This window comes from Pedobacter sp. ASV28 (assembly GCF_016428855.1).
In the GTDB taxonomy this organism is placed as follows: Bacteria; Bacteroidota; Bacteroidia; order Sphingobacteriales; family Sphingobacteriaceae; genus Pedobacter.
The window spans coordinates 56,995-82,710 of sequence record NZ_JAELTN010000010.1 but is presented as its reverse complement, the minus strand read 5'-3'; the positions used below and the strand labels follow the sequence as shown (position 1 = coordinate 82,710).

The 25,716-nt window shown below is 39.4% G+C and carries 19 protein-coding genes; all 19 read left to right on the top strand.

What is annotated here, in order from left to right; all coding sequences use genetic code 11:
* The 19 genes from JHD79_RS05480 (at position 1) to pgmB (ending at position 25,704) form a co-directional block, all read left to right on the top strand.
* The gene (locus tag JHD79_RS05480; RefSeq protein WP_199118204.1) at positions 1–1,107 is read left to right on the top strand and encodes an SGNH/GDSL hydrolase family protein; all 1,107 of its coding nucleotides are present in this window, start codon (positions 1–3) and stop codon (positions 1,105–1,107) included.
* A gap of 13 nt (positions 1,108–1,120) precedes the next feature.
* Positions 1,121–2,641, top strand: coding sequence for a T9SS type A sorting domain-containing protein (locus tag JHD79_RS05475; RefSeq protein ID WP_199118203.1), 1,521 nt, complete (start codon positions 1,121–1,123; stop codon positions 2,639–2,641).
* 22 nt (positions 2,642–2,663) lie between these two features.
* The gene (locus tag JHD79_RS05470; protein ID WP_199118202.1) at positions 2,664–4,739 is read left to right on the top strand and encodes a glycoside hydrolase domain-containing protein; all 2,076 of its coding nucleotides are present in this window, start codon (positions 2,664–2,666) and stop codon (positions 4,737–4,739) included.
* A gap of 374 nt (positions 4,740–5,113) precedes the next feature.
* Positions 5,114–7,081 (top strand): DUF1800 domain-containing protein, encoded by a 1,968-nt coding sequence (locus tag JHD79_RS05465; protein WP_199118201.1) that lies wholly within the window; start codon positions 5,114–5,116, stop codon positions 7,079–7,081.
* A gap of 8 nt (positions 7,082–7,089) precedes the next feature.
* A complete protein-coding gene (locus JHD79_RS05460) occupies positions 7,090–8,358 on the top strand; it encodes a DUF1501 domain-containing protein (RefSeq protein WP_199118200.1) in 1,269 nt (422 codons plus the stop codon).
* 144 nt (positions 8,359–8,502) lie between these two features.
* On the top strand, positions 8,503–9,087 hold the full coding sequence (locus tag JHD79_RS05455; protein WP_199118199.1) for a TetR/AcrR family transcriptional regulator: 585 nt from the start codon (positions 8,503–8,505) through the stop codon (positions 9,085–9,087).
* Positions 9,088–9,125: 38 nt separating this feature from the next.
* Positions 9,126–9,611 carry a PaaI family thioesterase gene (locus JHD79_RS05450; protein ID WP_199118198.1) on the top strand — a complete coding sequence of 162 codons (486 nt, stop codon included), beginning with the start codon at positions 9,126–9,128 and terminating at the stop codon, positions 9,609–9,611.
* 25 nt (positions 9,612–9,636) lie between these two features.
* Complete coding sequence (locus tag JHD79_RS05445) at positions 9,637–10,392, top strand: SDR family oxidoreductase (protein ID WP_199118197.1); 756 nt, start codon at positions 9,637–9,639, stop codon at positions 10,390–10,392.
* A complete protein-coding gene (locus tag JHD79_RS23125) occupies positions 10,367–10,633 on the top strand; it encodes a DUF2798 domain-containing protein (RefSeq protein WP_370583304.1) in 267 nt (88 codons plus the stop codon). The genes JHD79_RS05445 and JHD79_RS23125 overlap by 26 nt, the downstream gene beginning before the upstream one ends.
* 8 nt (positions 10,634–10,641) lie before the next feature.
* On the top strand, positions 10,642–11,889 hold the full coding sequence (gene fabF / locus JHD79_RS05435; RefSeq protein WP_199118195.1) for a beta-ketoacyl-ACP synthase II: 1,248 nt from the start codon (positions 10,642–10,644) through the stop codon (positions 11,887–11,889).
* Positions 11,890–11,973: 84 nt separating this feature from the next.
* Positions 11,974–12,984, top strand: coding sequence for a LacI family DNA-binding transcriptional regulator (locus JHD79_RS05430; protein ID WP_199118194.1), 1,011 nt, complete (start codon positions 11,974–11,976; stop codon positions 12,982–12,984).
* A gap of 429 nt (positions 12,985–13,413) precedes the next feature.
* Positions 13,414–16,470 carry a TonB-dependent receptor gene (locus JHD79_RS05425; protein ID WP_199118193.1) on the top strand — a complete coding sequence of 1,019 codons (3,057 nt, stop codon included), beginning with the start codon at positions 13,414–13,416 and terminating at the stop codon, positions 16,468–16,470.
* A gap of 19 nt (positions 16,471–16,489) precedes the next feature.
* Positions 16,490–17,863: a RagB/SusD family nutrient uptake outer membrane protein gene (locus JHD79_RS05420; protein ID WP_199118192.1), complete on the top strand. Its 1,374-nt coding sequence runs from the start codon at positions 16,490–16,492 to the stop codon at positions 17,861–17,863.
* Positions 17,864–17,874: 11 nt separating this feature from the next.
* Positions 17,875–18,372 (top strand): DUF5004 domain-containing protein, encoded by a 498-nt coding sequence (locus JHD79_RS05415; RefSeq protein WP_199118191.1) that lies wholly within the window; start codon positions 17,875–17,877, stop codon positions 18,370–18,372.
* 7 nt (positions 18,373–18,379) lie between these two features.
* The gene (locus tag JHD79_RS05410; RefSeq protein WP_199118190.1) at positions 18,380–19,150 is read left to right on the top strand and encodes a hypothetical protein; all 771 of its coding nucleotides are present in this window, start codon (positions 18,380–18,382) and stop codon (positions 19,148–19,150) included.
* An 8-nt stretch (positions 19,151–19,158) separates the two neighbouring features.
* Entirely contained in the window at positions 19,159–20,625 is a 1,467-nt protein-coding gene (locus JHD79_RS05405) for a SusF/SusE family outer membrane protein (protein WP_199118189.1), read from the top strand.
* 67 nt (positions 20,626–20,692) lie between these two features.
* Positions 20,693–23,134 (top strand): TIM-barrel domain-containing protein, encoded by a 2,442-nt coding sequence (locus JHD79_RS05400; protein WP_199118188.1) that lies wholly within the window; start codon positions 20,693–20,695, stop codon positions 23,132–23,134.
* A gap of 11 nt (positions 23,135–23,145) precedes the next feature.
* Positions 23,146–24,993, top strand: coding sequence for a glycoside hydrolase family 13 protein (locus JHD79_RS05395; RefSeq protein ID WP_199118187.1), 1,848 nt, complete (start codon positions 23,146–23,148; stop codon positions 24,991–24,993).
* Between the two features lie 15 nt (positions 24,994–25,008).
* Positions 25,009–25,704, top strand: coding sequence for a beta-phosphoglucomutase (pgmB, locus tag JHD79_RS05390; protein ID WP_199118186.1), 696 nt, complete (start codon positions 25,009–25,011; stop codon positions 25,702–25,704).
* Positions 25,705–25,716: the final 12 nt, after the last annotated feature.

Genomic DNA, 25,716 nt, shown 5'->3' with positions numbered 1-25,716 from the left:
ATGAAGCAATTATTTAAAACCATCTTCTTTATCACATTGCTGAGCATAGGCGCTGTAATAGCCCATGCCCAAAAGACCGAACAGTTGAATTTTATAAATGCCAAAGCACTCACATTAATTGGTAAAAGTGAAGAAACGCAAAATGTTTACGATCGCATAGATAGCAATAAATACAAAGGCTTGCCCACTCGTGTAGCGCAATTATTGACCAATTCGGCCGGCTTGGCTATTTCTTTTAAAACAAATAGCACGGTGATTTCAGCCAAGTGGTGTGTGTCTAAAAGCAGGGCTCTGGCTAATATGTTTCCAACAGCACACAAAGGCGTCGATCTTTACATCAAACGCGGAGACAAATGGCAATTTGCAGGGATTGGCAAAGTGGGCGGTGTCTGTAATGACGAACTCATCATTAGCAGAATGGATAATACCGAAAAGGAATGTCTATTGTATTTACCTCTTTATGATAAGGTAGATGAAGTACAGATTGGGGTAGATAAAAAGGCCAATATTGCCCCAGGTGAAGAACCTTTTGCCAAAAGGGTATTGATCTATGGTTCTAGTATTGTGCAGGGCACAGGAGCTAGCAGACCAGGTATGGCCTATCCGGCCAGGCTATCGAGGCTAACCGGAATTAACTTTATTAATCTGGGGTTAAGTGGAAGTGCCAAAATGGAGCCAGAAGTGATCGATATGGTAGCGGCTATTCATGCCGATGCCTATATTCTCGATTGCGTGCCCAATACCAACCCGGCCTTAATTAAGGAACGTACGGCATATATGATCAATACCATTAGGAGCAAACATCCTAAAGTGCCAATTATCGTGATGCAGAGTGTAATCAGGGAATCTGGTTATTGGGATAAAACTCTTGGCGAAACGGTAAAGAACCAGAATATTAACATTCAACAGGAAGTACTTGCCCTGCTAGATAAAGGTGTAAAGGACTTGTATTTTATTACCTCGGAAAAAATGTTGGGTAACGATCATGAAGGTACGGTAGATGGTGTACATCCAAACGATTTGGGCTATGAAAGGATGCTTGCCCATATCCAGCCACTGATTACAGATATTCTAAAAAAGTATAATATAAAATTGGACAAAAATTAATTTAAAAATAGTTATGAAAAAGCAATTTCAGATTTTTCTCATTTTAGTATCTATTGTTGTGAATAGTGTTTATGGGCAAACACCTAAAAGCTGGAAGTATGATTTTGGTACAGCTACAGGGAATCTCTCTCCAACTTCGGCTGCAGGTGTAATGTCGGCTAATGATGGGATAAGTGCGCATGAGCATGCTTTATTACCTGCTCCGGCAGATGGACAAATAGCTAGGGTATGGACGGGCAATAGCAATGTAAGTGGTTATACGCTGGTTAATTCTGCAACAATAGGTTCGGGAAGCAGATTGTTCTTCAAAGCTCCTGCTTCAACATCAACCAGTAAATTTTCAATCTTGAATATTGCAGGCACCAGTGTGATCAGTGTAGGTTTTAGGCTAAAATTTCAGGCTGGAACCACTGGTGATTATAGATTTGCTATAGGTGGTGATGCCAGTACAATGGATTGGAGTACGGCTATACCTTCTTCGGGAGCGACCCAGTTTTCTAACAATATTAATTTTAATGATGCCAGTACCAGTGGTCTTCCGGCCATTTTGCTCATGCATTGGAATGTGGCTAGCTCGAATTATAAATTATCTATAAGGGAGAAACGCAGCACTGTTTCAGCCAGTTTAGATGGTTTTAAGGAATTGGATGCTACACTCAATCCCGGCGTGTCCTTTGCCAACGGAGGAGAATATTATATCCAGGTATACGCTAATAACTCAGCAACAAATGCTACATATACTAAAATTAATACTACTACCCATATGGGTACCACATATACTGTTGCTGCCCGTTCAAGTCATATCTGGGTGAATGGTATTCAGTTGATTTATAGTACTGGTAATGCCAACTTTAAGGATGCAGACAACAACTTAGCCGCTGATGCAGCACTCAATGCATTTGTGTTCTTAGGCTATAACGCTACGGGTAATACTGCACAAGCTTATCTGGATGATTTTACCTATGCTAATTATATGGCAGATTTGATAGCGCTGCCTATCCAATTAAGTGCATTTAATGTCTTTCCTCAAAACAATAGTATTAAATTAAACTGGACCACCGAAACAGAAACGAATAATTCTCATTTTGAACTATTACGCTCTAACAATGGAATTAGCTTTTCTTCAATAGGTACAATAAAAGGTAATGGAACTACATCGGCAACACAAAGATATACCTATGTAGATTACAAACCACTTTCTGGTACAAGCTATTATCAATTGAAACAAGTAGATTTCGATGGAAATTCGTCTTTGTCAAAAATGCTGGCTGTTAAATCTTTGGAAGATCAAACCCTGTTCAAGGTAGTGGCAAAGCCAGCACAGCAAGCCATAGAACTTACTTTCTATGCTAATGATCATGGAGTGTCAAGTCTTAAGATCATAGATGTTAATGGAAAGAAAATGTTGGATAAAAGCATTGCAGTTTCCAAGGGGCATAATCGTATAAATGTTCCTGCTAATTTTCAAAAAGGCTTATATGTGGCTAACTTTAAAACAGCTAACGCAATAACTACGGTGAAATTTATGTATTAGATCGGTTTACATCAATTTACTCATGATAAAAAAAACTTTCGTCAATTCAGTTTTGGCATTCTTTTTAATAGTACAGGCTAGTGCTAGTGTGGCGCAAAATAGCTTGCAAAATGATGATATAGCAGGTAAAGTCAATGTGTTTTTGGGAACTTCAGGCGATCATGGTCAATTATCGCCTGCGGCCAGTTACCCTTTCAGTATGTTGAGTATTGGCCCACAAACTTATCCGAAGCTACATGCAGGCTATGAATATGAAGCTAAACGTTTTTTAGGATTTACCCACAACAGATTTGAAGGGGTAGGTTGTCAAGGTAGTGGGGGTAATTTATTGATCAAGCCATTTTTAGGAAAGGATCCTTCTTTAGACCTGATCAAATCTTCCCAAAAGGGAAGCCCAGGTTATTACCAGGTAAATTTTACGAATAAGATTAAGGCAGAGTTGACCGTGTTTGAAAAAATGGGCATGCACCGCTACCAATTCCCCTTGGGAGAAAAAGGATTTTATATTGATCTGTCTTATACATTGGCCAATAAATTTGTGGCAGAAGAGCATCAGTTGGGAAAAAATACGATAAGTGGTTGGATCCAGGCCCGTACTACTTGTAATGCGGGGACCTATAAGATCTATTATTATTTGGAGTTTGGTCAAGGTGTAAAAATAACAGAAACTGAACCACATAAATTAATGGTTCAACTTCCAGAAACTTCCAGAAATGCCGAAATTAAAGTCGCTTTCTCTTCTGTGAGCATGAATTATGCTGAGGCGTCCTTGTCAAAGAGTAGTTTTGACCAAATAAGAGATAAGTCACATAAAGGATGGAATGAAGCATTGAGCAAAATTATTGTTAATGGCGACTCGGCCAGGAAAAAACTTTTTTACTCCTTACTTTACAGAACGCTTCAATCACCTTATATAATTTCGGAAAGTGATGGTACATTTAGGTCTACGGATGGACAAGTGAGGCAGGTAAATGAGGTTAGGTACAATGGTTGGGCCGTTTGGGACAATTACCGTACCCAACTGCCTTTGTTGTCCATAGGGTGGCCAAATCAATATCAGGGCATGGTAAATTCACTGGCCCATCTTTATGAGTCTGGTAAAAAGGATTTTGCTACACAAACAGAACCTAGCAATACCGTAAGAACGGAACATGCCATAGTAGTATTATTGGATTCTTACCGAAAAGGCTATCACGTAGATTTTTCAAAAATAGCGGATTCGCTTATTAAGGAAGTAGATCATCTGGATTTTTCCAAGCCCGATAAGGCGCTGGAATCGAGTTATGATACTTGGGCCTTATCGGAGATTTTAAGTATACTGAAAAAGCCCGAGCTAAGTGAAAAATATAAACAGAAAGCATTAGATTATAAAAAATACTGGAACAAGGATTTCAAGGATATTAGCAAGCCTGATGTAGATAAAGTACAAGCACGTGGTTTATATCAAGGTACCATCTGGCAATATCGTTGGTTTGTGCCGTTCGATGTAAAAGGTTTGGTGGCCTTGATGGGTGGCATGGACCAATATGTAAAACAATTGGATCATTTTTTTGATGAAGATATGTATAATCATGCCAATGAACCAGATTTGCAGGTGCCCGGCATGTATAATGTAACCACTATGCCTTGGAAATCACAGGAGTTGATGCATCGGTTTGCCGTTGATACAGTTATTCAATATTATTTTAACGATAACAGTAAAGGCATTGATCCCTTTATAGGTGTGGTTTATAAAAATGAGCCCAAAGCTTATATCCGTACCATGGACGATGATGGTGGCGCGATGTCCGCATGGTATGCGTTAACGGCATGTGGAATAATGCCAGCTTGTCCAGGTTGGCCCATTTATTACCTGAATGTACCACTTTTTAGCTCAGTTACCATTTCATTGGCAAATCATAAAACTTTCCATATTAAGGTGAATAATTATGGTGCTCACAATAAATACATTAAATCAATAACTTTAAATGGTAAACCGTTACAGCGTAATTATTTAACGCAAGATGAAATGATGCAAGGTGGAAATTTAGTTTTTGAAGCCTCTGCCAAAATTGAAAAAGATGTGCCATTAGAAGTTTGGATGTCGGAAATACGTTAATGTAATGCCAACTTATCGTTTTACACCTGTCTAAAAAGTATTTAAAAAGCTTAACTCAAGAAAACTAGCGCTTTTTTTGTTCAAAAATCGTCTTGGCCATTACCAACTCAAAATCCTTTTTTTTGATGAAGGTAATTGATAAAACCTATTGGTATTATAGGATAGTGTCATTCGCTGTTGTACAATGTTACCTGATATTGGCTGAAAATTGTTTTTTATCAAATAATTTTTTAGGTTCAATATGGTAAACCAAATGGATAAACCATTGTTAAAGAATAGTTAAGCATGAATTTTTAGTATGGCCCAAATTATTTTAGGATCAATTAATCTTTCACAAACTTCTAATGTCTTACCATAGAACTAAACCAAAAGATATGAAATATAATATTCGCAATTTTTACCTGTGCGTAATTTTATTCTGTTCCGCGTTGGTGTTTTCGTCGTTTGTTCGGTATGTAGGAGTTGGCCAGAAACTCAATATGCCTTATAAAAAAGCGGGGTTAACCGAGCAACAGGCGGCTGCACACCTATTGAGCAGATTTACTTATGGTGCTAAAGTAGGGGAGGTTGATGAAGTGGTAAAAATGGGATTGGATAAGTGGCTCAAAAAACAATTGGAAGGGAATTTAGAAGACCAAGATTTGGATAAGATGTTGGAGAAATATGATGCCATCCGTCTTACAAATACAGAAGTAGAAAATATATATCCGAGAACACCTTCAATTAAAAGGCTGGCCATTAACGAAGGCTATATCAATAAAGATTCAGTAAGTAGCGGTAATAGCAAGTACGAACGTGATGGGCTTGCCGCCTATATGAAAGCAAAGGGATATAAACCCCTACAGGAACTTTATCGTCAGTTTTTTAGCCAAAAAATACTAAGAGCAGCCTACACCAATAACCAGTTTAGGGAAATCATGACAGATTTTTGGTTTAATCATTTTAATGTAGCCTTAAATAAACCACAATGTGCAAGCTATGTCCCGGCTTATGAGCGAGATGTGATACGTCCTAATGTCTTTGGCAATTTTGAAGATTTGTTGCTCAAAACAGCCAAATCTCCAGCTATGCTACTCTATCTCGATAATTTTACCAGTTCTGGTAAAAATGATCCGATGCAAAATCAGGATATGGAAATGCAGATGGCCAATATGAACCCTGTACAGCTTAAAAGAGCAAAAGAAAGAATACAAAAACTAAAAGAACAAAATAGCAAAGGTGGGTTAAATGAAAATTATGCACGTGAGGTAATGGAACTGCATACACTTGGTGTTGATGGAGGTTATACACAAAGTGATGTAACACAAGCGGCCCGAGTGCTTACAGGTTGGACCATTGCCCCAATGGGAGAAATTGGTTATGGTTCGGCCATGCGCAAGGTAGTAGAAAGAATAGGTGAAGATAAACTGGAGAAAAATGGTTTTGTAAGAGATGGTGACTTTATGTTTGCCATGAATAGACACGATAATGGGGAAAAAGTAGTGCTGGGTAAGAAGTTCGCTGCGGGTGGAGGCTATGAAGAAGGGGTGGAGCTGTTAAAAATGTTGGCTCATCATCAATCAACTGCGCAATTTATTTCTAAGAAACTGGCTACCCGTTTTGTTAGCGATGAACCTCCGAAAAGCCTGATCGATAAAATGGCCAAAACGTTTCAATCTTCCAATGGGAATATTCAAAGTGTATTGATTGCGATGGTAAATGCACCCGAATTTTGGTCATCAGATTCACTAAGGGAAAAAACAAAATCGCCTTTTGAATTGGCCATGAGTGCGGTAAGAAGTTTAGATGCGACAATTAAACAGCCTTATGAGCTTTATAGTTGGATCAATAAAATGGGACAGCAGATGTATTATTATCAAGCACCAACCGGTTTTCCAGATCAAGGCCAGTATTGGATCAATACAGGTTCGCTATTGAACCGTATGAACTTTGGTTTAGCTTTGGCTTCGCAACGTATTCCTGGTATTAGCCTTAATCTTCCTGCTATGAATAATAATCGGGAGCCAGAAAGTATAGAGTCGGCGTTGACCATTTATAGCAAGCTGATTATGCCAGAGCGTAACTTGGAGGAAACGATAAGCCGTTTGAAGCCCATGCTGAATGATCCTAACCTGGTGCAGAAAGTGGCAAATGCCGCAGAACAAAATAAGGCGGGCAAACAACAAGATATGATGGGTAGAGAGGATATGGAAATGATAACAGGCAATAAGCAAACAGCCAAGATAGGAAGTGGTAAAAAGGCCAACGAAAATCCAGTCATTAAACAACAAGCAGGCAACAATACCATGTTGGCACAAGTGGTTGGTGTAATTATAGGCTCTCCAGAGTTTCAACGTAAATAATTTTAATCATGACAACTAGAAGAGGATTTATAAAAGCAGGCGGTTTAGCCCTATTTGGAATTGGTTTGGGTGGTATACCTGGATTTCTGGCCGATGCGGTTGCAGGTACAGTTGCCCCTTCGCTTTTTAAAAAGAGAAAGATATTGGTTTGTATTTTCCAACGTGGAGCAATGGATGGCCTAATGGCAGTTACTCCGTTTACCGATAACTATCTTAAAGCAGTTCGTCCGGGTTTGTTTATGTCGGCCGCTAAAGCAGGTGCAGAAAAACCTTTGATAGATTTAGATGGCAGATTTGGATTACACCCATCAATGGCGGCTTTTGAGCCTATGTTTAGGGAAAAAAGAATGGCTATTGTACATGGAATAGGTTCGCCTAATAATACCCGTTCACATTTCGATGCGCAAGATTTTATGGAATCAGGTACCCCATTTAAAAAGGGAACCTCCTCAGGTTGGCTCAATAGGGCCGTAGGCCTGTTGGGTCATGATGCAGCCACCCCATTTCAGGGCGTAAGCTTAACTTCTTCCTTGCCAAGATCTTTTTATGGAGAGAATGCTGCTGTAGCTATAAAAAACTTGGCCGATTTCAACATCCAGTTGAAAGGGAACCAGGCAGGAGCAAACATAGCTTCAAAAAGCTTTGAAGATCTGTATGATCAAACCTCTTCCGATCTCTTGAAAAACACTGGAAAGGAAAGTTTCGAAGCCATAAAAATGTTGAAGAAAACGGATGTGAAAAGTTATCAACCTGAAAATAATGTAACATATCCAACAAGCGCATTGGGAAGTTCTTTGAAACAAATTGCGCAATTGATTAAAATGGACGTGGGTATGGAAGTCGCTTTTGCCGAATCTGGTGGATGGGATACGCATTTTAACCAAGGTAAGGATACGGGCGTGTTTGCGCGTAACGTGAATGACCTGAGTGATAGTATCATGGCTTTTTGGAATGATTTGTCGCGCTATCAGGATGAGGTAACGGTAATGACCATGACCGAATTTGGTCGTACTGTTGCGCAGAATGGTACGGGAGGAACAGATCATGGTAGGGCTTCATGTAACTTTATATTGGGCAACAGCGTAAATGGTGGTTTGGTACATGGATTGATCAACCCATTGGCTAAAGAGAACTTGGAAGATGGTAGGGATCTGGCCGTAACTACTGATTTTAGAAGTGTATTTAGTGAAGTGGCAGATATGCATTTGGGCATCAATAATGATAAGGTATTATTTCCAGATTTTGATGGAAAGAAAATAGGGGTAATGAGGGCATAGCTGTAGATATTAATTTATAGAAATCCCTTTAGGATAATACCTAGGGGGATTTTTTATAGCCTTTGTCTTTGAAAGATCATTTTAGGAGTAATTGTTTTGTTAAATAATACCGATTGGTATATATTTGTGTGGTTAAATTGAAATATGTCAAAAACAGAAAGAACCAAAGCATTTATTATTGAGAAAACGGCGCCTATTTTTAATAAAAAAGGGTTTGCGGGTACATCTCTAGCTGATATAACAACAGCTACTGGGCTTACGAAGGGCAGTGTTTATGGTAATTTCATGAACAAAGATGAAGTGGCATTGGCTGTTTTTGATTATAACCTTGGGAAATTGAACAATATTTTTGCTTCGGCACTTGCCAGTCAGGTTACCGCTAGGAATAAGTTGATGGTATATGCTACCCATTATCAACAAATCTTTAATCCCCTGCTTACTGAAGGAGGTTGCCCAATCCTTAACACGGCAACAGAAGCAGATGATACACATCCGGCGTTAAGAGAAAAAGCCATTTCAGCTATACTTTCCTGGAAAAACAAAATCAGGCGTATTATTGAGGAAGGAAAACAAAATGGTGAGTTTATGACAGAACTTGATACAGAGTGCATAGCCTTAACCATGATTGCCATGATAGAGGGAGGGATTATGATTGCCAAGTTAACAGATAGTTCAAAATCTATGGAACTCATTATGAAATCCATGAAAAAAATGATAGAGGAACTATAAATTTTTTTAACCTAAAATATACCAATTGGTATAAAATTATGAAAAGAACAAGACAGATCCATTGGGAAAATCCCGAACCAGCAGCGAAACAAGCGCTAAAAATGAGTGGTATAGATTACCTCAACGCAATGGGGGCAGGCCAACTGCCTTTGCCTCCTTTGTTATATACCTTGGATTTTAAGATTGGCGAGCTCGAGGAGGGGAGTGTATCTTTTTCTTTCCGTCCACAAGAATTTCATTATAACCCTATCGGTACGGTACATGGGGGTGTAATTTCAGCTATTTTGGATTCGGCTATGGGCTGTTCATTACATACTTTACTCGAAATAGGTAAAGCGTATACCACACTTGAACTTAAAGTTAATTTTCTAAAAGCAGTGACCACTAAGACCGAAGAGTTAAAAGCGGTAGGTAAAGTTGTTTATGTGGGAGGTAGAACAGCATTGGTTGAAGCACAATTGGTAGATGAAAAAGGGCAACTATATGCACATGCCACCAGTACTTGCATGATCTTCAAATTTTAATTCACTATAAAAAATAATAAAGACAATGAAAACAACAAATAATGCCGTATTGATTACCGGCGGAAGTGCTGGCATTGGATTCGAAATCGCAAAACTGCTCAGCGAAAATGGCAATGAAGTCATTATTGTGGGTAGAGATGAAAGCCGTTTGGAAGAAGCTAAAATAAAATTGCCTAAGGTTAAGGCTATTAGGGCCGATGTAAGTAAGGCAAATGATGTAAAGCAGTTGGTGGCCACATTAAATAGGTTGTTCCCTGCCCTAAATATGGTGATCAACAATGCAGGAAGAGCCATGTTACACCCGCTAGATAATATAAACCAAGATTCTTATCTAATTGCAGAAGATGAGATGCTGACAAATTATTTATCGGTAATTAGGTTGAACCAATTGCTCTTGCCAACATTAAAAGGGCAAAAAGAGGCTGCAATTGTAAATGTTTCTTCGGTGGTGGCTTATGTTCCTGGCCTTATATTGCCTACTTATGCAGCTAGCAAGGCGGCATTACATTCATATACCACTTCATTAAGGCTAACCTTATCCAATACTTCTGTTAAGGTTTTCGAGCTTATGCCTCCATTGGTGAACACTACATTTTCGAAAGAAATAAATGGCCACAAAGGAATTCATCCGTCGGTAGTTGCAGAAGAGTTGTTAACTTCCTTAAGGGACGATGTGTTTGAAATCAGGGTTGGAGACACAGCGAAGATTTATGAATTATTCTTGTCCTCACCGGTAGAAGCATTAAAGGTAATGAATGCAAATAGCGCTGCATTGGATTGAAGCAGTTCGATCGGCAGAGGAAGAAAGAATAAGGCTTACTTTAACAATGGAAGCAATAACTAAAGGCATAGCAGCGCTTACGAAGAGTGCAATTAACATAGGTTTTACACACCATTTTCTAATAATATGGCTAAAATCGTGGCCAATAGCTTATCTTGTGGCCGTTTCTTCAATATTGAGGATAGCGCCACCAATGGAAAGGTGGATAGACTATTTATTGGAACGAAAGATTTTAAGATAACTAACAAGATGAAAAGAGTAGTGATTACTGGACTTGGCGCCATTACGCCTTTGGGAAACTCGGTAAATGAATTTTGGGATCATATCATCGCTGGTAAAAGTGCAGCAGGCCCAATTACAAAGTTCGACAGTAGTAAATTTAAGACCCATTTTGCCTGTGAGGTAAAAGGATTTAACGTAGAGGAATATCTTGATAAAAAGGAAATCAAGAAATATGATTTGTTTAGCCAATATGCCATAGCGGCAAGTGATCAGGCTATTGCTGATGCAGGTTTGGATTTTGCGGCCATGCCCGAAGTTGACCGTTATGAAGTGGGAGTGATTTGGGCCACGGGAAATGGGGGAATTGGTACTTTTGAACAGCAATTAAAAGAGTTTAATGCAGGTGATGGCACCCCAAGATTTAACCCCTTCTTTATCCCGAAAATGATTGTGGATATAGCTGCCGGTGTAATTTCGATCAGACACCAGCTACATGGGCCAAATTATTGTACGGTCTCTGCCTGTGCTTCATCGAATACAGCGGTAATTAGTGCTTTCGATACCATACGTCTTGGAAAGGCAAAAGTAATGATTGCAGGTGGCTCAGAAGCTGCCATTACCGAAGCTTCGGTAGGTGGATTCAGTTCTGCGCAAGCTTTGTCAAAAAACAATGAAAATCCGCAAGAAGCCTCCAGACCATTTGATGTGGCCAGAGATGGTTTTGTAATGGGAGAAGGCGCAGGTGCATTGATATTGGAAGATTTAGACCATGCCCTGAATAGGGGAGCTACGATCTATGCCGAATTGGTTGGCGGTGGAATGGCGGCAGATGCCTATCACCTTACCGGTACACATCCTGAAGGTTTGGGGGCCGTATTGGGTATGCAGAAAGCTTTACAGGAGGCTGGTATTACGCCAGAGGAGGTGGATTATATTAATGCACATGCCACATCTACCGGAATTGGGGATATCAGTGAGCTGGTTGGTATTAAGAAATTATTCGGCAATTTACCTGTGGCCATCAGTGGAACCAAATCGATGACCGGTCATTTATTGGGCGCTGCAGGTGCCATCGAAAGTATCATCTCTGTTTTGGCCATTAAGCATGGGGTTATACCAGCTACCATCAATACACATGAACTGGATAGCGAAATTCCGGAAGGAATGAATATTATATTGGGTAAGCCCGTTTATAAGCCATTGAACTATGTGTTGAACAATACATTTGGTTTTGGTGGACATACGGCCAGCAGCTTGTTTAAGAAGTATATATAGATAAAATTGAACAGGTAGCTATTGTTGTAGTAAATACTCATAGATTATGCTTTATCTTTGTTGCTGTAGTTCTGTATATACCTAATGGATCATATCAATATTAAGCAATTAGCGGAAGCTTTGAATTTATCTAAATCAACGGTTTCCAGGGCATTTAGAGACAATAGTGATATCAAGGCTGATACAAAGGCCCGTATTTTGGCTAAGGCCAAAGAGCTTAACTATCAGCCTAACCATTACGCCAGTAATTTGAGGGAACAAAAGAGCCGCACCATTGCCATTATCGTTCCCGAACTGGCCAATAATTACTTTTCGCAAGCTATACATGGTATAGAACGTATTGCCCGACTGCATAATTACCATATTCTAATCTATGTTACCGACGACGATTACCAAAAGGAAATTGACTTTATCAGACATTTACATAACGGTAGGGCAGATGGAATCATCATGTCTGTTTCCGGAGAGGCCAATAACCACAACTATTTGAACCGTTTGGGCGGAAAACGTCTCCCACTGGTTTTTTTTGATAGGGTTTACGAAGATATTGATACCCCTAGGGTAGTCACAAATGACTACGACAGTAGCTTTAAGGCTACAGAGCACCTCATTGAGCAGGGATGTAAGAAAATTGCCTATCTGGTAGTGAATAAAAGTTTGAGTATTGGTAAAACACGTATGCAGGGCTACGTTGATGCTTTGGAAAAACATCATATCAAATTTGAGGATAAATACGTAATTGATTGTAGTAATAGCTATGAGGAGAATGATGTAATTATCAAAGATGCACTCAAACAATTAAAGCCCGATGGTATTTTTGCCGCTGTAGAGCGTTTGGCTTTTGCTACCTATTATGCCTGTTTCGATCTGAAAATGAATATTCCTAAAGAAGTAAAGGTAATTGGATTTTCGAGTTTGGAAATTGCTCCATTGCTCAATCCTTCCCTAACTACGGTTACGCAGCCAGCTACAGAAATAGGTGGGCAGGCCGCACAATTATTGTTTGATATGTTAGAAGGAGGACAGTCCGTTAATACCATTCAAGAAGTAGTATTAAAATCAAAATTATTCGTGAGGAATTCTACCTCCAAATAGCCCTTTTTATAAGGGCTATTTTTGCTTGTCAAAAATTAAATTTTTCTCTCACTTAGTGTATTTTAAGAATAATTTTATTCTTTTTTCGGGAACGTTCCCGAAAATTTGGTCAAAAACCGCTTCTTTAAATTGGGAACGTTCCCAATTGTTAGTGTAAAAAATAACTTAGTGTTAATTTTACACAATGTGATTTTTATTTTAGGTCATAATGTATTGTTTTTCAATGTTTTTAATGGTTTTTTGATGGTCTTGTGAATAAAGGGTGTTTGAGGCTAAGTGTGAATGTTGCTGCTGTTTTTGATGTCATTTTTAGGTCTTGAAATTAATTTTCAAATAAATTTTGAATTACAGTTTCAGCTTGTAAATTAGTTCTTCGTGTATTTTAACTAAATATCTAACCAAATTTATTAACTAAAAATCGCTTTAAGTATGAAAGTTTTTTACCTGTTAAAACAGGGTCTTTTGGTGCTGTTTTTTTTAACGGTGCTTAAAGTTCAGGCACAAACAGGAGTCATCTCCGGGAAAGTGCTTGATGAAACTGGTTTGCCTTTACCAGGAGCCTCTGTTTTTATTAAAGGAACAACAAAAGTCACATTGACAGATAATAACGGGTTATTCAGGTTTACGGGATTGACAAGCGAAGAGGTCATCTTGCAGATCCGCTCTATGGGTTATAAAACTTTGGAGCGCTCCCTAAAGACAGCTGGAAATTCCAATGTAACCTTAACCTTAGAATCAGACAATCAAATGTTGGATGATGTGGTGATTGTGGGCTATGGTACACAAACGAGGAGAGAGGTTACGGGATCTATTGCCAAAGTTTCTGGCGATAAGATTGCGGCCTTGCCTACGCCCAGTTTTGAAGCAAGTTTACAGGGAAGGGCCGCAGGAGTGCAAGTTACGCAGGGCAGCGGTTTGGCTGGCAGTGGTTCAGTGATCAGGATAAGGGGAGTGGGTTCTATCAGTGCGGGAGGTGATCCTTTGTATGTGGTAGATGGTATTCCCGTTACTGCCGATCCTTTTCTCAATGGCAACCGAGGCGGAATGAACCAAAATCCTTTGGCCACCCTAAATGCAGAAGATATAGAATCTGTTGAAATTTTAAAAGATGCTGGTGCAGCGGGTATTTATGGTTCGCGGGGAGCGAATGGGGTAATCCTGGTTACAACTAAAAGGGGAAAGCTCGGCAAGCCAACATTTAGTCTTTCAACTAAATTTGGTTTGAGTACTTATGCCAACAAACCAGATTTTGTTTCAGGACCAGAATGGTTGACACTTCGTCAGGAGGCATGGACCAACGATGGCAATACTGGATTGGCCCCACTTCCTCAGGGCTTAACCTGGGCACAAGCTAGTCAGAATAATACAGATTGGTTTGACCTGGTAACCGAAACCGGTAAATTGAATGAACAAAATATTTCCTTTAGCCAAGGTACAGATAAGATAAGAACTTATGTAAGTGCTAATTATAGCGATCTCCAGAGCTTTTTAAAAGGAAACTCGTATGGGAAATATGGTGCCAGAGTTAATTTGGATGTTAAACCAACCAGTTATTTTTCTACCAGCATCAATATTGGATACAGTAAGGGAACAAATACTCGGGTAAGTGCGGCGTGGAGTGGTGGTATTGGCGATGCCATGTCGACCGCATTACCTATCTATCCGGTATATAATGCCGACGGTTCTTTTTGGACTAATGGTGCAAACCCTATGCGTACCATTAATTACATGAACTGGAAAAGTATAGATGAACGCTTGTTGGCCGGTATCACTTTTGAATTAAAGCCCTTCAAGAATTTTGCACTGAAGGCCATTGCCAACATGGATAATCTCCAAGTGACAGAAGATCAGTTCTCTCCAAGAGAGCTGACCGGAAATGCCAATGGTTTCGCAAATAGGTGGGACAATAAAATATTGAACAGAAACGTAACGGGTACGGCTACTTACGACATCTATTTAGGAAAAGAACATAAAATTAATCTAATTGCCGGAGCCGAATCGCAGGCTTATCAACAAAATGGATATCCGAATGGTATAAGTGGTGAAGCCAACGAGCCTTATGCTAAGAACTTGGATGCCATGTATCTGCGTATGCAACAACTGGCGGGACAAAATGGGCTGTACTATGTGAATGGATTAAATAGAACAACATTTGCCAGTTTGTTTGGCCGTGCAAATTATTCTTATGCCAATAAGTATTATCTACAGGTACTGGCCCGTAGAGATGGTTCTTCCAAATTTGGACCTAATCGTAAGTACGGTTTCTTTCCGGCGATCTCAGGAGCATGGACAGTTAGTGAAGAAAATTTCCTTAAAAATAACAAGGTCATCAGTAACCTGAAATTAAAAGCCAGCTATGGTATTACGGGAAATGCAAATATTCCGCCAGGAGAATACTACGCCAAGTTTGGTAATAGCGGTTCTTATAACGGTCAGGTTGCGGTTAGTCCACAAAACGTAGAAAACCCTGACCTTCATTGGGAAGAGCTTAAGAGCATTGATCTGGCTTTGGAGTTCGGACTGTTTAAGGGAAGAATAAGCGGAGAGTTTGCCTATTATCGTAAAAATACAACTGATGTGTTGATTAACGGTGGCATATCTCCCTCAACTGGATTTGGTACGGCCTACCAGAATGTGGGTGAAATACTGAACGAAGGATTGGAATTAAGTCTGAATACAATTAATATTCAAAGTAAGAATTTTAAATGGACGACAAATTTTAACATCTCAAAAAATTATAATGAAGTAGTCAGTATAGGTAGCTTATCTGCAGATGCCATTGGTGGTGGAACCAACGATACCCGCATCATATTGGGCAAGCCAGTGGGAACCAACTACCTGGTTAGGTTTCATGGGGTTGATCCTGCAGACGGTTTGCCCATCTGGTTGGACAAAGATGGTTATCAAACTAAAACCTTTTCGCTCGATAATCGGGTGGCTGTAGGCAAGGTCATCCCAGATTATGTGGGCGGCTTAACCAATACGTTCAGTTTTAGGGGATTTGAATTGACTTCACTTTTCACTTTTGCCATAGGTGGCAATATATATGATGGCTCTGCTAAACGTCAATTAGGTATTGTGACAGATTGGAATATAAGGACAGATATCGCGGACCGGTGGCAGAAACCAGGTGATATAGCCAAGTTTCCTAGGTTGACCATGAGTACCAATACTTACCCTGGCCTTTCCAGCGAATGGAATTATAATTCAACCATGTTCTTGTACGATGCTTCTTTTATGAGATTAAGGGAATTAACCTTGGCCTATAACCTACCTTCTTCTTTTACCAAGAAAATTGGCTTGAGCAAGACTAGGATTTTTGCAACGGGAATGAACTTGCTGACGTTCACCAAGTATCCCGGGGGAGATCCTGAAATTGCCCGTGATTTTGACACTCCTCAAGACAGGAACATGAGCCCGAATGTGACTTATTTAACAACGCCTCAACAGAAATCTGTGTTGATAGGCTTATCTACATCATTTTAATTACTAAAGAATATTAAGGATGAAAACTATTTCACAACTATTTATAAAGGGGCTAATTTTTCTTCTATGCTTATCGGCCTTTGCCGGATGTAAGAAATTTTTGGATGCTCCACCGCTGAATGTGGTTACCAAAGCAGAGGCGCTTAAAGATGAAGCTGGTGTTGCTGCAGTCATGAATTCGGCCTATCAAATTTTGGGTGGCGGGAATGTGTTTGGAGGAAGATATCAGGTCATTTCTGAATTAATGGCCGATCAGATTCAGGGAAACCTGCTTTCTGGCGATTTTGGAGAAATCTATGGTAGAAAAACTTCGGTTTTTGGTGATTATAAAAATAATTTCTATACCGAGATCTATCAGGCCAATTTTAGGGCCAATACTGTCTTGGAAAATTTAGAGGTTACTGCTGCAAAAAGGGACGACCTGGAAGGTCAGGCAAGATTTGTAAGGGCTTTTGCCCACTTTATTTCTGTGAGGCTATTTGCACAACCCTATGGTTATTCTGCTAATAATGATCACTTGGGGGTGCCTTTGAGAATAAGCACAGCTAAGGACGCAGGGGTAAGGGCAACGGTTAAACAGGTTTATGACCTCATTATAAGCGACCTTAAAATTGCAGAGAATAAAATGAACGATGTAAACCCGGGATATCCGACCAAATGGGCGGCAAAAGCTTTATTGGCCAAGGTATATTTCTCGATGAATGATTTTGCCAATGCCTATAATTATGCCAATCAAGTGATCTCAAGTGGCAAATTTACTTTTGAAACCGATTATTCAAAAAGATTTTCAGAAGGGCAAAGTACAGAGGCCATTTTTCAGATCGTAAATACCGTTGGTTCTTATGATACAGGAGGAGAATTGCGAGGGCAATTCAGATCGGATTTTAATTTACCTACCCTTCGGTTTACCGCCGCGGTCTATAGTGCGGTGAATACGCCTAATGATATTAGAAAAGCATGGTTTAATATTGTGAAGTATCCGGGAGAAATACCCACCACAAAATATAATAAGGAAAGGTTTAATGTTTCTGTGATTCACCTTACCGATATGAAATTGATTAGGGCCGAATCTGCTGCAGAGCGTAATGAGAACCTGAACGTGGCTATAGGTGATATTAATGATATTCTAAACCGGGCATACGCTGGTACCAAAAGTATTCCTGTAGGTTCATCGGCTTTACTTGTTAAAACCAACGCCCGATTTGAACGAGCAATAGAAATGGTGGCGGAAGGAGATCGTTTGTACGAAATCAAACGTATAGGCGCTAGGGGAGAAAACATAGATAAACGAGGTGCAGCTTGGAATTGTAATGGATTGGTGTTGCAGTTTCCACAGGGAGAAATTTCAAGTAATACCAGTTTTGTACGCAATCCTGAAGGAGGATGTAACTAAAAATAAATCGTATGAAAGCATTAAAATATTTATTAATAGCACTTTGCACCGTTGCTTTTTTCGGATGCAAGCCAGAGAAGTTTGGTCCGATAACCAGTAATGTAGCAGTGGTTAAACAATTGCAGGGTACTTGGGGGCTTACTAAAGTAGTACAGGTAGATCAAGACGCTAAAACAAAGGGCTTTCCCTATAAGGAATTGGACATTACCAATGTATATGCCTATAAGGATCTGGTCATTGCTTTACAGTTAGACGCTTTGGGGAATCCTTCGACCTTTACCATTACCAATGGTAATGCTCCCAAAATTGTGGATTTAACTTCTGGCAACTGGTCGGTAGATCAAAATTTGGCTCCCACAACCATTGCCTTAAAAAATGGGACCGTTACTAATGCTTTGTCATTAGGTTCTTATACAGGTTTGAGTAGTGGCAAGCTCTATCTGGTGAGAAATAAATCAATTAATGGAAAAGTGATCCTTTCCTATCAATATGAGTTTACCAAAAAGTAATATGGTTATGAAGAAGTTAATATTATCAATTATATTTAGTTTAAGTACACTGTGGGCTTTTTCGCAGGTAACTTTTAGTCCAGTCACATTTACTGCTGAAGATGAAGTAACCATTACACTTGATGTAACTGGAACTCCTTTGGCAGGTATAGATGATATTTATATCTGGACTTTTTCCAACGATGGTGTAGGGGGAGGGAAGGACGGTTTGGTAAATGGGCAATGGGGGAATTCTTCCGATGCCGCGAAATTCACCAAGATTGCAACCAATAAATTTACTTTCAAATTTACAGGCACCACCCTGTTTGGCCAGAGCCCGGCAGAGCTGATCAATTTTGGTTTTTTGGCCAAAACAAAAGATGGTAGCAAACAAACCCCAGATTATAAGCCTTATAAGTTCGATCCATTGGTGTTTGTTCCAACCCAATTTAGGGTTTTTCCTGCCAAGTTAGATCAAACAGACATGGCTACAGTCTATTTTCATCAAGATCTGGCTACAGAACAATCTTTGCAACGGTTATTTGATGTGAAGGTAACCATTGTTTTTTATGATGCAGCAGGGAATGAATTTGCCAGAAGGGTAGATATGATTGCCAAAAAGGAAACGGATAAACTGTATGCCTATTCCTTTATTCCCGATCGTTTGGTCACCATCCCATCGGGAACGGTGTTGTCAAAATTCAGCTATCAGTTTACGGGAAATCTTAAAGATGCAAATGGAGGAAATACAGCAACTAGTGGCCCTGTTGTAGAAGTCGCTTATTTAACTTTTAATTAATTATTGATATGAAGAATAAACTATTTCATTTATTACTGTCATTATCAGTAATAATTGGTGGGTGTAAAAAAATCAATTTTGATGAAAGCGTTAAAGGGGAGGCTTTAGGCACCTTTAACCTAACTACACCTGATAACAATGCCATTTTGGTATTGAACAGTGCTACACCTAATGCCCAAATACGTATTACTTGGGCTGCCGCTAAACCTGGCGTATCAACCGCACCCACTTATACTTTTATTGCTGCATTAAAAACGGGGTCTTTGACACAACCTTTGTTGGAAGTGCCAGCCGATGATAATGGAAAAAGCAATAAGTTAACTCTTACCCAAAAGCAATTGGACGATCTACTTAAAGCGAAGAATGTTGCCGAAGGCACCAAGACAGATTTGATTTGGAATGTAAGGGCCGATAATGGAAGCAAGAAAGAAATGGCTGGTACAAGCTATAATATCGCCATTACCAGATTTGGTGACGGCATTAGTAATTTTCTGTTATATGGCCCCGTTTCCTCTCCTACAAGTATAGTGGTCAACCCCAATTCAACAGTAGATCTGTTTACTTTTAAGTGGCAAAAGGCTTTTCCTGGAAAATCAGCCAATCCAACTACCTATAAACTAAAATTGGTTGCTGAGGGGGGAAGTTTTGATGCCCCAATTTACGAAGTGGCTTCTAATAATGCAGGATTGGATTCTACCTTTACCATCAGCCATCAGGCATTGGACTTGTTGCTGACCTCCAAAGGTTTTACCGATCAGGCAGCTCCGGCAAAATTACAATGGACTGTAGAAGCTACTTCGGGTAACGTAAAGAAATACGCCGATTATGTAAATGATTTGAGCATAATCAGGGAGGTTAACCTGTTTATGGTAGGTTCGGCCAGTGAACACCAGTGGGATAATGGTAATCCAACTTATATGTTTAGGGATTTGGCTAACTCTAATTTGTATACCTATACTGGTTATTTGCAAAGTGGTGAATTCAAGTTTATCACAACGGTTGGAAGTTGGAATACACAATATGGTAGCAACGGAAGTGGTGGCGTGGCCGTAAAGCCACAAAGTGCCGACCCCGATCCTGGAACATTTCAGGTAACCACCGCAGGATATTATACAGTCAAGATAGATATCAAGGCACTTACTTTTTCTATGGTGGCCTATAATGCCTCATCTGCTACTGTATATGCCTCAATTGGTATTATTGGAGGTTTTAATGGTTGGGGCGATATCAATGCAATGACCAAAACAACATTTAATCCTCATATCTGGCAAGTTACCCAACGATTTGATCAAGACAGCGAACTTAAATTTAGAATTGCTACAGGTTGGGATGTGAATTGGGGCACTTCAGCAGCTGATGTAAATCGCAAGTATGGAGTAGGGGTAAGAGATGGAAATAATCTATTTGTTAAAACAGGTAATTATAAGATCTTTTTTAACGATTTAACTTCCGAGTATATTTTTTATAATCAATAAAATAGCTAAGAGCACATCCAGAAGTTGAACTTGCTCAATTTTTGGATGTGTTTCACTTCTTCGATAAATGAAACGACTTTTTTTCTATCTCTTTTGCTTTGTTATTGCGCTTAGTGCCGATGCGCAAAATAGTCCTGTTTTAGTTGCTGGAAATATCAAAACCGTTAACATAGAAAAACAAAAAATAACTTTCCAGACCGACCATGCCTATGGCGAGATCACTATTTTCAGTCCCAGTATAATTAGGGTAAGATTAGATAAAAAAATACTGGGAAATGATTTTTCTTATGCAGTAGTTATGCCGCCGCAGCAAACGAAGTGCAGCATTAAGCAAGATGACAAAAAGATAACCATCCTAACCGATTCATTAAGCACGACTATTAGCAAAAAACCTTTTGCAATAACCTTTTATACCTTAGATGGAAAAGTGATTAATGAAGATGAAAAGGGTCTGCAGCATTCTTGGGTTGCCGAGGAGGCTACGGCTTATAAGCATATGCAGGAAGCAGAACGTTTTATTGGATTGGGAGAAAAAACAGGCAATCTTGATAGGAGGGGAAATGGTTATACCAATTGGAACTATGATGCCTTTGGTTACTCCACAGGCCAAGATCCATTATATTCTTCTATTCCTTTTTATATCGGCATTCATCATGGACTGAATTATGGTATCTTCTTAGATAATACTTATCAAACTGATTTTAATTTTGGCGCTAGCAACAATCGTTTTTCCTCTTTTTCAGCTCAGGGTGGCGAATTGAACTATTATTTCATCTATCATAAAAAATTAGCCGATATCATTGGTTCTTATACCACTTTAACAGGTCGTATGAAAATGCCCCCTTTATGGAGTTTGGGCTATCAACAAAATAGGTATAGCTACTATCCGGAAACAGAAGTGATGCGTATAGCACAAACCTTGCGGGAAAAGAAAATTCCGGCAGATGGGATTACGTTGGACATCCATTATATGGACCAGTATAAATTATTTACTTGGGACAAAACGAGATTTGGTGATCCCTTGGCCATGAATAAGAAATTAAATGCCATGGGGCTTAGGACAACGGTAATTGTTGATCCTGGTATTAAAGTAGAAAAAGGCTATGATGCCTATGAAGATGGCGTTAAAAAGGGGGTTTTTGTAAAGTATCCAGACAGTAGCGATTTTACGGCACAGGTTTGGCCGGGCTGGTGTCATTTTCCCGATTTTACCGCGGTTAAGGGTAGGGATTGGTGGAAAGAAAAAATCAGTTTTTTTTCCAATACTGGTGTGGATGGCATTTGGAATGATATGAATGAAATTGCCAGTTGGGGACAAAAAATGCCATCGAACATTATTTTTAATTACGATGGTGCTTTGGCAAGCCACAAACAAGCGCATAATGTATATGGTATGCAAATGGCAAGGGCCAGCTTTGAGGGGGCCATAGCGGCCACCCACAAACGTCCATTTAATTTAACGAGGGCAGGTTATGCAGGTTTACAACGTTATACCGCCATTTGGACCGGTGATAATCGTTCTGAAGAGGACCATATGTTGTTGGGGGTGCGATTAATGAGCAGTTTAGGTGTGAGCGGAGTTGCTTTTACAGGTATGGATATTGGTGGTTTTACTGGCAACCCCTCGGTGAGCTTATATGCCCGTTGGATACAAATAGGTGCATTTAACCCCTATTTTCGTAACCATACCGCAGTAAATACCAAATCTTCAGAGCCCTGGAGCTATGGTGAAGAAGTAACCGAGATCTCCAGAAACTATATCAATTTGCGCTATCATTTATTGCCCTATCTATACGCTACATTTAATGAAGCCGTAAATAAAGGCTTGCCCGTGGTACGTAGTCTGGCCATCGATTATACATTTGAGCCAAAAGTGTATAATACACAGTTTCAAAATCAGTTTTTGTTCGGACAGGCCTTTTTGGTTGCACCTTTCGAGAGTACAAAAGATTTTGGAAATATTTACTTTCCACAAGGAAGGTGGTATAACCTCTACAATGATGAGCAAGAGCAAGGCGATACCGAAAAAATTATACGTTTGAATCTGCACAAACTACCAGTCTTTGTGAAAGAAAGCAGCATTGTGCCCATGCAATCGTTGGTGCAAACCACTGCAGAAAAACCAACAGATACTTTAGTGATCCATATCTATAAAGGAGAGCTCAATAATAGCTTTAATTATTATGAAGATGATGGAGAGAGCTATAATTATGAAAAAGGAGATTTCTATAAAAGAAACATTATCTATGATGCAGTAAAAAAACAGATCGTTTTTGACAAAGTAGAAGGGAGCTTCAAGTCAAAATTTACAAAGTTAAAAGTTGTTTTTCATGGATTTACGGCAATCGATAAAATTAATGCAGGTAAGACCTTAAAAGATGATTTTCTTTCCTTTCTTAATCCAATTTCACGCTTCGACCCACAAGGTACAGCTAGTCCTATAGAAGGTTGTAAGGTAAAAAGCGTAATACTGGAAAACATTAGCACCCGATTTGAGATTAAATACTAAGACAAATTAACATGAATAAATTATATGCCATCATTTTTGCCCTTTTTTGGAGCATGGGGTTGTTTGCGCAGCTTCCAAAGTTAGCACGTATTGAACCTTCATTTTGGTGGGCAGGTATGCATAATTCCAAACTTCAGTTATTGGTACATGGACAAAACATAGCCCAAAATAAGGTAACCATTAATTATAAAGGAGTGAGCTTGGTAAAAGTTCATCAGGTGGAAAATCCAAATTATCTGTTCCTAGACCTGGAATTGGCTGCAAATGTAAAGCCTGGAAGGTTTCCTATTATATTTAGTGTCAAGAGAAAAAAACAGGCCGAATTCAGTTATGAGCTTAAGCAAAGGCTTAAAGACGTTAAACAATTTCAGGGTGTTACCACGAAAGATTTTATCTATTTGATCATGCCAGATCGTTTTGCCAATGGCGATAAAACTAACGATGTGGTGAAGGGAATGAATGAGACCGCCTTAAATCGGGATAGTATATTCTATCGCCATGGTGGCGATATACAGGGTATCATTGACCATCTAGATTATTTACAGGAACTAGGGGTAACTACACTTTGGTTAAATCCCATATTGGAAAATAATCAATCGAAAACTTCCTATCATGGTTATGCCAACACAGATAATTATAAAATTGACAGTCGATTGGGTACCAATGAATTATATAAAAAGTTAACAGCAGAATGCCATAAACGTGGAATGAAGATGATCAAAGACTTGGTGCATAATCATTTTGGAACGGAACATTTTACGATTAGTGACATGCCCATGAAAGATTGGGTACACCAATGGCCTAATTATACCAAAACTACCTATCGCGAGCAGGTTCATATGGATCCCTATGTCTCTAAAAAAGATAAAGATCTAATGGTAAATGGTTGGTTTGATAGGCACATGGCCGACTTAAACCAAAACAATGCTTTTGTACAAAATTACCTCACCCAAAGTCACATCTGGTGGATAGAATATGCGGGCTTGGATGGATTTAGGTTAGATACCTATGCCTACAACGACCTAAAGTTTATGGCAGATTGGGCACAGAAAATTACTGCTGAATATCCTAGATTCACATTTTTTGGTGAAACTTGGGTACATGGCGTCCCAAACCAGGCCTATTTTACCGAAGGGAACAAAATCAATCAGGGAATAGATACCAAGTTACAGGGGGTAACAGATTTTCAGGCGCTTTGGGGCATTAACGAGGCGTTAAACGGAAAATTTGGATGGATGGATGGGGTAGTAAGGCTTTATAATGTTTTCGCCAATGACTATCTATATAAAGATCCTACCCGTAATGTGGTTTTCTTGGATAATCATGATATCAGCCGCTTTTATTCTGTAGTAGGCGAAGATTTTAACAAATATAAATCGGGCATTGCTTGGCTGCTCACCACAAGAGGTATTCCACAGTTCTACTATGGAACTGAAATATTGATGAAAAACTATGCCAATCCAGATGGTTTGGTACGCAACGATTTTCCTGGAGGATGGGAGGGCGACAAAAGTAACAAGTTTGCCGCCTCAGGTAGAACAGATAAGGAAAATGAGGCCTTTAATTATGTGAAAAAACTAGCCAATTTCCGTAAAAATAACGAGGTGCTACAAACGGGAAAAATGATGCAGTTTATTCCGGAAGATGGTATATATGTGTACTTCAGGTACAATGACAATAAAACCATCATGGTCATTATGAACAGTAATACTGAAGAAAAGACATTACCTACCATACGTTTTGCAGAAAGGATTTTAAGCTCCACCAGCGCTAAAAACATAGTGACTGATGAGGTGCTCAACAATATTTCAAACATCAAAGTTCCAGCAACAAGTACATTGGTGCTAGAGTTGCGATAAATTTTAGCAGATAATATGATAGAAGATCGAACAACACATACATCATTACACCATGCTAGGCTGAAGGCTTGTTTATTCGATTTAGATGGTGTTTTAGTAGACACAGCGGTATATCATTATAAGGCCTGGAAAAAATTGGCCAACAGTTTAGATTTAGATTTTACTGAAGAACAGAATGAACAACTTAAGGGAATTAGTAGGATAGAAAGCCTGAACAAGATTTTAGCATGGGGAGGGATAGAGAAAACGGATAAAGAAAAGCAAGCGTTAGCGACCGAAAAGAATGAATGGTATGTAGCAATGATTTCGAAAATGACACCATCAGAGGTTTTACCAGGTACCGTAGCATTCCTGAAGGCCGTAAAGGAGGCTGGTTATAAAACAGCCTTAGGCTCGGCCAGTAAAAACTCGGCATTAATTTTAGAAAGAACACTTCTTGGCCACTTTTTTGACGAAATAGTAGATGGAAACTTGGTCAGTAAATCTAAACCAGATCCCGAGGTTTTCTTGAAAGGTGCATCGCTTTTAGGCGTACAGCCAAATGAATGTGTGGTTTTTGAAGATGCGGTAGCGGGAATAGAAGCTGCCAAGCGGGGCGGAATGAAGGCGGTTGGTATTGGTAGTCCAACCGTACTTATGGCAGCAGATTTGGTGGTGAAGAACTTGGATCAGCTTACGGTAAGGCAGCTACAACAATTGAGCGAATTATAAAAGGAAGTAGAA

What these genes read in the sequence shown, in the direction of transcription:
- JHD79_RS05395 (WP_199118187.1), top strand. Translation starts at nt 23,146, where the DNA reads ATGAATAAATTATATGCCATCATTTTTGCCCTTTTTTGGAGCATGGGG.
- JHD79_RS05460 (WP_199118200.1), top strand. Translation starts at nt 7,090, where the DNA reads ATGACAACTAGAAGAGGATTTATAAAAGCAGGCGGTTTAGCCCTATTT.
- JHD79_RS23125 (WP_370583304.1), top strand. Translation starts at nt 10,367, where the DNA reads ATGCAAATAGCGCTGCATTGGATTGAAGCAGTTCGATCGGCAGAGGAA.
- JHD79_RS05475 (WP_199118203.1), top strand. Translation starts at nt 1,121, where the DNA reads ATGAAAAAGCAATTTCAGATTTTTCTCATTTTAGTATCTATTGTTGTG.
- JHD79_RS05480 (WP_199118204.1), top strand. Translation starts at nt 1, where the DNA reads ATGAAGCAATTATTTAAAACCATCTTCTTTATCACATTGCTGAGCATA.
- JHD79_RS05470 (WP_199118202.1), top strand. Translation starts at nt 2,664, where the DNA reads ATGATAAAAAAAACTTTCGTCAATTCAGTTTTGGCATTCTTTTTAATA.
- JHD79_RS05420 (WP_199118192.1), top strand. Translation starts at nt 16,490, where the DNA reads ATGAAAACTATTTCACAACTATTTATAAAGGGGCTAATTTTTCTTCTA.
- JHD79_RS05405 (WP_199118189.1), top strand. Translation starts at nt 19,159, where the DNA reads ATGAAGAATAAACTATTTCATTTATTACTGTCATTATCAGTAATAATT.
- fabF (WP_199118195.1), top strand. Translation starts at nt 10,642, where the DNA reads ATGAAAAGAGTAGTGATTACTGGACTTGGCGCCATTACGCCTTTGGGA.
- JHD79_RS05410 (WP_199118190.1), top strand. Translation starts at nt 18,380, where the DNA reads ATGAAGAAGTTAATATTATCAATTATATTTAGTTTAAGTACACTGTGG.
- JHD79_RS05445 (WP_199118197.1), top strand. Translation starts at nt 9,637, where the DNA reads ATGAAAACAACAAATAATGCCGTATTGATTACCGGCGGAAGTGCTGGC.
- JHD79_RS05450 (WP_199118198.1), top strand. Translation starts at nt 9,126, where the DNA reads ATGAAAAGAACAAGACAGATCCATTGGGAAAATCCCGAACCAGCAGCG.
- JHD79_RS05430 (WP_199118194.1), top strand. Translation starts at nt 11,974, where the DNA reads ATGGATCATATCAATATTAAGCAATTAGCGGAAGCTTTGAATTTATCT.
- JHD79_RS05455 (WP_199118199.1), top strand. Translation starts at nt 8,503, where the DNA reads ATGTCAAAAACAGAAAGAACCAAAGCATTTATTATTGAGAAAACGGCG.
- JHD79_RS05400 (WP_199118188.1), top strand. Translation starts at nt 20,693, where the DNA reads ATGAAACGACTTTTTTTCTATCTCTTTTGCTTTGTTATTGCGCTTAGT.
- JHD79_RS05415 (WP_199118191.1), top strand. Translation starts at nt 17,875, where the DNA reads ATGAAAGCATTAAAATATTTATTAATAGCACTTTGCACCGTTGCTTTT.
- JHD79_RS05425 (WP_199118193.1), top strand. Translation starts at nt 13,414, where the DNA reads ATGAAAGTTTTTTACCTGTTAAAACAGGGTCTTTTGGTGCTGTTTTTT.
- pgmB (WP_199118186.1), top strand. Translation starts at nt 25,009, where the DNA reads ATGATAGAAGATCGAACAACACATACATCATTACACCATGCTAGGCTG.
- JHD79_RS05465 (WP_199118201.1), top strand. Translation starts at nt 5,114, where the DNA reads ATGAAATATAATATTCGCAATTTTTACCTGTGCGTAATTTTATTCTGT.